Raw genomic sequence first — 881 nt, 5'->3', positions numbered from 1 at the left:
TATTGCTATGGAATTGTGAGAAAGATGTTAAAGTAGACTCAATACTTGAAAACAAGCAGCATAGAAAATATGATTTATCAATACAAGAAAAAGTAACGATAACAGATGCGCAATTATTAAAAGAATTGCGAATACCACTTAGTACCACTTCTTTGTATAAAAGTACTAACAAACAACTGTCTAAAAATAAAATAGTAGAAGTAAATACTAACGAAGTAGCTATTGCTAAAACTCCAGCTTATGAGGTATATACCTTTCCTTTAAAAAATTACGATACTAGTTACGATTTTCAAAACCTAGCAGTTGTTAAAAGAGAAGCAAAAGAACCAGAGTATCTATTGTTAAGTTATCTTAAGGACAGTGCTCCTAAAAACCCTAATTTTCCTTATAAAGTATATCAGCAAAGTTTAGGAAATGATTTAGATGTAGTATTTTCTGAAAAACAAACCAAGACTCAAAGTAGAGGAGCAGATGAAAATAAGTGTTATGTGTTAACATACTTACACTGTGGGTGTCCTGGAGGCACTAGTGACCCTAGTCATACAGCGCAACTTTGTGCTTGTGGTACAGGAAGTAAGCCTGTTTTAAGAGAAACTATTTGTAGTGGTCATGGTTGTGGAGACTGCCCTGTACCAGAAGATGATACTCCACCTGCAACAAATCCTGATAATCCAGACCCAGTTTCTCCTAGTGGAGACGGTGGTGGAGGCGGAGGCGGAGGTGCCGCAGGACCAGGAGGACCTATTTATATTTACGAGGGAGATGAAGAATGTTTTTCTGATGGAACATGTACACCTCCTCTATACGTCCCTACTGTTTTAGATATTAATTTAAATGATATTCTAACTCCTGAACAGCTGTTATTTTTAAGTCAATACCCA

General features: G+C 36.2%; 1 protein-coding gene. It reads left to right on the top strand.

The genetic code is table 11. The features are described from left to right. Window positions 1-881 (top strand): hypothetical protein (locus tag ACQY1Q_RS17370; RefSeq protein ID WP_431006594.1); only part of this gene is annotated, 881 nt, incomplete at both ends.

Source organism: Tenacibaculum sp. TC6 (assembly GCF_050606265.1).
Classification (GTDB): Bacteria; Bacteroidota; Bacteroidia; order Flavobacteriales; family Flavobacteriaceae; genus Polaribacter.
Note: the sequence above shows the minus strand (reverse complement) of the source record. Positions and strands in the feature narration are given on the sequence as shown.